Raw genomic sequence first — 974 nt, forward strand, 5'->3', positions numbered from 1 at the left:
GCTCGTGATCGTCACTCTGGCGGCACTGGATTAGGGTTAACCATCACAGAAAGTGCGATTCGTCAGCACAGCGGTACGATAGTCGCAAGCCGCAGCCCACTGGGAGGTTTGCGCGTCTCCATCACGCTGCCTTTAGTCAAAGTAGGCAAATAACCCTACAAGATTTCAGTTGATAATGATTTTCATTAACATTAGAGTAAATCCTCCGATTAAGGAGGATTTACTATGTCACATACATTTCCCGCTCTGCCTTACCCATACGATGCGTTAGAGCCATACATCGACGCAAAAACCATGGAAGTGCATTACAGCAAACACCATAAGACTTACTTCGATAAATTCGTCACCGCCGTGCAAGGCAGTGATCTTGAAACACAATCGCTAGACGAAATCTTCGCAGCCGTTTCGCAACATAGCCCAGCCATTCGCAACAATGGCGGCGGCTACTACAACCACATCCTTTACTGGAATTGCATGTCGCCAGAAGGCGGCGGTGAACCACAAGGCGCACTTGCGCAAGCCATCAACGACAAGTTTGGTCACTTCGAAAAGTTCAAAGACGAATTCGCTCAAGCAGCCGTTAATACGTTTGGATCTGGCTTTGCATGGTTAGTTGTGAAAGATGGCGACATCCACATCACCTCCACCAGCAATCAGGATAACCCGTTAATGGACGTGGCCGATGTACGCGGCGAGCCTATCCTTGCATTAGATGTGTGGGAGCACGCGTACTACATCAGTTATCAGAACCGTCGACCAGAATACATCGACGCTTGGTGGAATGTGGTGAACTGGCGCGCCGTCGAAGAGAACTACGCTCGCGCGCTCGTGTAACCGCTAACGATAAAGGGGGAAGGTTGGTAAGCGCCAAGCCCTCTTTTGTACCCAAGTCGCTGCACTTGGGTATATACTGCCCCTCTCTTTGACCAACTCTATTTCAATACCATGTTTGATATCGCTTTATACGAACCAGA

Annotated in this window: 2 protein-coding genes; both read left to right on the forward strand. The window is 49.2% G+C overall.

The genetic code is table 11. The annotated features are described in order from the left end of the window. Window positions 1–153, forward strand: a 153-nt coding sequence (locus R7Q48_RS25190) for an ATP-binding protein (RefSeq protein WP_411979284.1), incomplete at its 5' end; no start/stop codon positions are given. Between the two features lie 72 nt (window positions 154–225). Continuing rightward, window positions 226–834: a superoxide dismutase gene (locus R7Q48_RS25195; RefSeq protein ID WP_005460445.1), complete on the forward strand. Its 609-nt coding sequence runs from the start codon at window positions 226–228 to the stop codon at window positions 832–834. The last annotated feature ends 140 nt before the right edge of the window (window positions 835–974 follow it).

Source organism: Vibrio sp. 378, from assembly GCF_033339435.1.

What these genes read in the sequence shown, in the direction of transcription:
- R7Q48_RS25195 (WP_005460445.1), top strand. Translation starts at nt 226, where the DNA reads ATGTCACATACATTTCCCGCTCTGCCTTACCCATACGATGCGTTAGAG.